Genomic DNA, 6,050 nt, shown 5'->3' with positions numbered 1-6,050 from the left:
TTTCTTCGAAGTCATGGGTGTGGAGCCGATCCTGGGGCGGACTTTTCTACCCGAGGACGTCCTCCCCAATCGACGCGGAAGGGTCTGCGTCATCGGCGAGACGCTCTGGCGGGGGCGATTCGGGAGCGATCCGGATATCGTGGGCTCGACGTTGATTCTCGATGACGAGTCCGTGAACGTCCTCGGCGTGATGCCTGCACACCTCCCCCTCCCGGATACTGACGTCCAAATCTGGATGCCGCAGTCGTGGGATCCCGACGACCTGACACTTCGGGGCCGGGTCCTCATGATCGCACGACTTCGAGCCGACGGCGATCCGCTCGAAGCGGAAGCGGTTTTCGCGGGTGCCGCCAGGGATCTCGCGAACGTCTATCCGCGCTTCGAAGACTATACGATCGCCCTTCAGTCCTTCCGCGAGAGGCTGGTGGGAAATGCCCGTCCGCCACTCATGCTCGCCACGGTCGCCGTAGGGCTGATTCTGCTGATCGCTTGCGCCAATACCGCCAACTTGCTTCTCGCCCGCGCCGCGGTTCGAGCCCGCGAAATGGCGACGCGGCGAGCCCTGGGCGCCCGGCGGTCGCACGTCGTCAGTCAGCTGATGGCGGAGAGCCTCACGCTCGCCGTACCGGGAGGACTGCTGGGAGCGCTCATGGCCTTCGGCCTTCATCGCTCTCTTCTGGCGGTCGCACCGATCTATCTGCCTCGGCTCCACGACGTGAGGCTCGATCTGCCGATCCTCGCCTTCGCGGCCGTGGTTAGTGTCCTCGCAGGGGTTCTCTTCTCGCTCGCGCCTATCGTGCATACGTTCAGCATGGATCTCATCCGACAGATGAGCGGCGGTGTGGCAAGCGGTGGAGGTGTGGGCCAGAGGCCTCCCGGGCTGAGCCGGATCCTCGTGGTTGCTCAACTCGCACTCGCCGTGAGTCTGCTCGTTGGGGCATCGCTGATGGTGAAGAGCCTCTGGAACTTACAATCCGTGGACCCGGGATTTCGGATCGCGGGCCTCGGCGCCGCCCGCATTTATCTCGACGACAAGGAATACGCTGACGACGGCGCCGAAGAGACTTACTTTCGCACGCTTCTCGAGCGCCTTCGCGCCCGCGGGGACATCGAGTCGGCCGGCGCGAGCTCGGGACTTCCCATGGATCCGATCACCATCGATTACGACTTGCCCTACACGCTACCGGGAGAGGAGCGGGCGAGGGGCGAAGTAAGGCAGTCTTTCTTTCGAACCATCACGCCAGGCTATATCGAGACGATGGGGATTCCGGTACTGGCGGGTCGGACGATCGACCAATACGACCGGGCGGATACACAGCCGGTCGCGCTCGTCAACGCAACCTTCGCCCGGCTCGCCTGGCCAGAACGGAACCCGGTCGGCGAGCGTTTTCTCATCTATGACGGGCGTCGAGAGCTTCTCGTTGTAGGGGTCGTCGGCGACGTTCACTTCGAAGGACCGGCCGCCGCTTACAAACCCGAGTTCTATCTTCCCCATCCCCAGGCCGCTTATAGCGCGATGACTGTTGTCACCCGCTCGGCGGATGCCACCGCGGGAGCGAAGGCCATCGCCGAGGAGGCGCTGGCGCTCAATCGACGACAGCCGGTCAGCGGTCAGTTCACGCTGGATTCGCTCGCCGCGGCGTCGATCTCGACTGACCGATTTCTGGCCCGACTGCTCATCGCGTTCGCCGGTGTGGCGCTCCTGCTTTCGGCCGCCGGGATCTACGGTGTGATCTCCTACTGGGTGAATCGGAGTCGGCGGGAATTGGGAGTTCGGATGGCTTTCGGTGCGAGCGGGGGGCACGTGTTGCGATTGGTGATGGGACGCGCCCTGTCGCTGAGCGCGCTCGGCGTCCTTCTGGGTCTTCTGGCTAGCTTCGTGCTGACGCGGTTTCTCGCGAGGTTTCTCTTCGGGGTGGGCACGATCGACGCCGGCACGCTAGTAAGCGTCGTGCTCTGTCTTGGAGCGACTGCGGTTGTCGCGTGCTTGATCCCCGGCCTCAGGGCCGCGCGACTCGACCCGATGAGCTCGCTCCGGGTGGAATGAGCTGGAGCTCGCCGAAGGTCACGTTGATGGCGTCGACGTCGTCTCGGCTATACGGTATGCTCCTTGCCCACGAATGCGGCCAAGTTAACGCGGCTGCGAGCATGACAGGAGGTGCTGCAATGCGCATGCTGGTTAGTTTCCAAAACCCGGTAGAACCTTTCAATACGATGGTCAAGAACGGAACCGCTGGGCCCGCGATCAAAAAAATTCTGGAGGCGATCAAACCCGAGGCGGTGTACTTCTGCGCCAACAAAGGCAAACGGGGTGGCATCATGGTCGTGGATCTGCCGGATGCCTCCTACATCCCCAAAATCGCCGAGCACCTGTTCCTGACATTCGAGTCGACGGTCGAGTTCGTGCCCTGCATGCTCCCGGAGGACTTGGAGAAGGCACGACTGGAGGATTTCCAGGAAAAAAGGTGAGGGATCGGTGTCGACGGGCTCGCAAGCGGGGATTCTACAGCCCCTCGAGTTTCCGGCGCCGAACCGAGTGGCCCCTCATCGGCCGACGAGGTCGAGCCGTCCCTCCCCGTACCGATTGTCCTTGCCCGCCGCACCCCGGTCGAGAGCGCGGCCGTAGAGGATCTCGATGACCTGATCCAGGCTGTAGATCCCGAATCGGGCCTTCAGCAAGGCGATGGCCCCCGCCACGTGCGGGGCCGAGGCGGATGTCCCGAAAAAGGGCCCCCCCAGGGCCAGGTAGGTCGCGGTATCCACTCCGTCGGGGGCGGAGAGGTCCGGCTTCGTCCGTCCGTCGGTCGTGGGCCCCTGAGAGCTGAAAGGTTCCAGTGCGTCGTCACGCCAGTAGGTCGCTCCAACCGCGATCGCGCCATCTGTGTCGGCGGGGATGGCCAGGCTGCCCTCGGGCACCACGTACTGCACCCGATTCGGGGAGCTGGTGAAGAAGAAGGCCTCGAGCTTCACGTTTCGCGTGGCGCTGAACTGGCGTATCGCGACGAAGTAGTTGCCCGAAGAGGGCGCGACGAATCCCGCGGCCTCCGTGGGGGGCTGCGAGCCGTCCTGATAGTTTTCGGAGAACGCCACCAGCCGGCCGCTCGATGAGTCGAAGATGTAGAGGTCGTAGTCCTGGCTCGACTGGAACCAGTCGTCCCAGTTCAGGAAGACGATGAAGACGTCGCCCTCCCGGAGGGAGACGGTGTTGCCCTCGTCGGTTGACGTGTAGTTGTGCCAGCCGTCGCCGCTGGTGTCGGAGAAGGTCGCTTCCCAGTGGGTCTCCGCGTCGTTGCCCGCCGACCCTACCCACTCGACGCCGGCCGTGGTCGCCCGGCGGACGTGATCGTTGACCCTTCCCCGCCCGTCGCCGGGGCCGGCGTTGTACCAGCCGACGGAGTAAGAGATCACCTCCACCCCCTGCGAAACGAGCCAGTCCACGGCCTCGCCGTGTTGGCTCAGGGTATCGAAGTTCGCGAGATAGAGATCCGCGTCAGGTGCCATATCGTGCACGATCTCGGCGCATGCCGTCCCGTGCATGACGCCTCCTCCTCCGATCCCCAGCGGATGGAACGACCGGGCGGTGACGCTCGCGGGCAGCTCGCCGCCGAGCAGACTCGAATAGCCCTCGAATCCCCCATCCAGAATGCCCACTCGGATCGGTTCCGCCGACGGGCGATAGGACGCGCCGCCTTCCAGGATCTCGCTCGCCTGGGTGACGGCGACGCCCTGGCTAGTCACCTGCATCGTGACCGGAAGCGGGGCGGGCTCGATCCAGCCGATCTCGCGAGGGCCCGAGAGCCACTCCACGGCCTCGATGGCCACCAGGGCCTCGACCAAATCGCCGACCCGTCCCTGCACGTCCCCGCCGAACGCGAGAACCCGCGCGGCGATCGCCGTTTCCGCCCCGATCGAGAAGGCGGTCCCCGGATGAATGAGCACTCGGACTCGTTGGTGCGCGTCGAGAGGAATGGCGTTGGCCGCCGCGAAGCGGGAGGCGGCTTCCCGGCCCTCCCGGCGGTCGATCTCGGCGAGCTGCGCGAGGCGCGAATCGAGACTCGGAGAGCTCCGGCGCAGTGTCGGGGGCGGGAGCGGACCCTCGTCAATCGTCACCTGCGGCGAGCCGGGCACCGGCACAAGCGCCATCACCAGAAGAGCAATGCCCCTAGCCGGAAACGGGAAGGGGGTTTTTGGGAATCCCATCATGGCTTGCCCACCTTTCTCTTTACTAGCGTCGCGAGAACACGAAATGCACGCCCGCGCGGATCTCGAGCGAGTTCAGGCCCTGGTTGCCTCCGACCTCGGCTGTGGTCCCGCTGATCGTGTCCCGGAGCTCGGCCCTGGTATCCGACAGCGCGTTCAGGTATCGGGCCTCCCCAAAGACCTGGAACCGACGGGCCAAGACGACGTACGCTCCGCCTCCGACGTTGAACCCCAGCGCGCTATCCACCTCTTCCGTTGCCTGGAAGTTCAAGGCGGCCAGTCGGCCGGAGAGCGATGCATCGATCTCGAAACTGTTCGAGAAATACGCCACTCCGCCCGCGACGTAGGGAACCACACGCGCACTCACCGGAAAGCGAAAGACGACGCCCGCGGTGACGATCGTCGAATCCAGCGAGCCTCCCGAGAGCGCGTTCGACGGCGTCGAGGCGAGATCCGTGCTCCGGCGGTGGACGCCGGCCTCGATGCCGACGTGCTCCAGCAAGAAGAAGGCGGCGTTTCCGCCGACCAGAAATCCGTCCTCCAGGCCCTCGGCGCCGGCCGTCGAATATCCCCCGAAGGCCCCGACATAGCCACGGGTACCCTCGAGCGTCTCACCGGCCGGGCCTGGGTCGGAGGCCGGCACATCCTGGCGGTCCTCATTAGGGAAGGCCGACGAGGGGGCGAGCAGAATGAGGAGCAACGGGAGCAGACGATACGGCGCTCGCATCAGCGAGCGAAAGCGCGGGCGCATGATCCCCCCTTTCTCGGGCTTCACTAACATTTGCTCGAGGGACGACGGAGACAGCTGCGGCCCGACGCCGCTTCCAGGCCCATCAAGGCATCTTGACCAGACGCTTTGAATCGATACCCAGCCATTCGCGGCGCTGCCCATCAACCCGCTCCGTATTCCCTGCTTCGAGCGATTCACGATGATCCCTCACCCCTTTATGGTTTCGAGAGCGAAGGCATTTCATGAGGCCCACCAGGCGACCGATACGGCCAACTTCTCGAAAAAGTGCCGGCAGCTACGCCCGGTGATGGCTAGCTGCAGCGATGGCACCGGACAGGTGTTCCGGTATCCGATGACCGGCGATTCCGGCTTATCCGCTTGTGCCGTCAGGGTCCACTCTAGAATGCTCAATGGTGTGGGGGACCCGTAATCGATCGTGCCGCCACGGATCGGGCTGCTTACGGCGCGGCCAGCGCGCCGAGCTCGCTCCGCTCGCGCAGGGTGGTTGAGTTTTTCATCATCCTGCCAGCGAGAAAAAGTCTCGGGCGACAAATGTGAGGGCTTCGCCGGCTGCCACGCCTCGCACCTCGTCTCGCGCAAATAGAGCAAGCACCACGTCGGCCGCAACCCGCGGCATCGAAAGAACTGCTTTGCGGAGCCGGTTCAGCTCTCTGGAGTCTATCGAGCTGGTCCACTTTGCCGAGCCGGCTAGTACGATTTCCCCGCCGCGCATGCCCACGACATCGATCTCGACCGAGCTGTCTCGATTCCACCAGTTTCCGACCGAGGACACCCGAACCGGAAGCTCGTCGCGCGCTGCCTTCCGGCGGACGAGCTGCCGACACATCTCTTCCCAACGGGGCCCGATGTAACCGGCAAGACCCGGCAACACGGCGCGGTCGACGACATCCCGGCCCAGCCCGCGCTCGATGTCGGCTCGTCGCCGGTAGATGAAGTGAAACCAGAAGGAAAGGAAGTTGTCCGCGATGCGGTAAACGACCTGCTTCGTTCGAAGCGGGTCCTCCGTCACCGGGACCACGCGCTCGACGAGCCCGAGCTCGAGCAGGCGTTCGAGCTGATGTTGCACTTCGATGTCCGCGAACTGTCGGATCGCACCGTA

General features: G+C 64.5%; 5 protein-coding genes. 2 read left to right on the top strand and 3 right to left on the bottom strand.

Translation table 11 applies throughout. The annotated features are described in order from the left end of the window. Both VEK15_31620 and VEK15_31615 read left to right on the top strand, forming a co-directional pair. Positions 1-2,047, top strand: a 2,047-nt coding sequence (locus tag VEK15_31620; protein ID HXV65287.1) for an ADOP family duplicated permease, incomplete at its 5' end; no start/stop codon positions are given. A 119-nt stretch (positions 2,048-2,166) separates the two neighbouring features. After that, positions 2,167-2,469 carry a panthothenate synthetase gene (locus VEK15_31615; protein HXV65286.1) on the top strand — a complete coding sequence of 101 codons (303 nt, stop codon included), beginning with the start codon at positions 2,167-2,169 and terminating at the stop codon, positions 2,467-2,469. A gap of 75 nt (positions 2,470-2,544) precedes the next feature. Here VEK15_31615 and VEK15_31610 read toward each other — a convergent pair whose 3' ends face one another. From VEK15_31610 to VEK15_31600, 3 genes are all read right to left on the bottom strand, one after another. Continuing rightward, complete coding sequence (locus VEK15_31610) at positions 2,545-4,203, bottom strand: S8 family serine peptidase (GenBank protein ID HXV65285.1); 1,659 nt, start codon at positions 4,201-4,203, stop codon at positions 2,545-2,547. Between the two features lie 22 nt (positions 4,204-4,225). Further along, positions 4,226-4,975 (bottom strand): outer membrane beta-barrel protein, encoded by a 750-nt coding sequence (locus tag VEK15_31605; GenBank protein ID HXV65284.1) that lies wholly within the window; start codon positions 4,973-4,975, stop codon positions 4,226-4,228. A 472-nt stretch (positions 4,976-5,447) separates the two neighbouring features. Beyond that, a partial coding sequence (locus VEK15_31600) for a DUF234 domain-containing protein (GenBank protein HXV65283.1) occupies positions 5,448-6,050 on the bottom strand: 603 nt, incomplete at its 5' end.

Source organism: Vicinamibacteria bacterium, assembly GCA_035620555.1.
GTDB lineage: Bacteria > Acidobacteriota > Vicinamibacteria > Marinacidobacterales > SMYC01 > DASPGQ01.
Note: the sequence above shows the minus strand (reverse complement) of the source record. Positions and strands in the feature narration are given on the sequence as shown.